Source organism: Komagataeibacter intermedius TF2 (genome assembly GCF_000964425.1).
Lineage (GTDB): Bacteria > Pseudomonadota > Alphaproteobacteria > Acetobacterales > Acetobacteraceae > Komagataeibacter > Komagataeibacter intermedius.
Window position 1 is genome coordinate 1 of sequence record NZ_BANF01000535.1, and the last position, 208, is coordinate 208.

Annotated in this window: 1 protein-coding gene; it reads left to right on the top strand. The window is 62.5% G+C overall.

The features are described from left to right. A partial coding sequence (locus tag B7449_RS18330; RefSeq protein WP_276325875.1) for a 3'-5' exonuclease occupies positions 1–208 on the top strand: 208 nt, incomplete at both ends.

A 208-nucleotide genomic window follows, 5' to 3' on the forward strand; every position in this document is an offset into this window, starting at 1 on the left:
AGGTTCTGGGGTTCTCCTACGCCACCGAGGAAGCTGCGGCGATCGTCCGGGAGATTGGCCGTCGCGCAGCGACCGGCGTCGCCTGTCATGACATGGCTATCATTTACCGCCAGAACCGGCTTTCCCGAACGCTGGAGGAAGCATTGCTCCACGCCCGTGTCCCCTACGAGATCATCGGGGATGTGGGTTTCTATCGGCGTACCGCCGT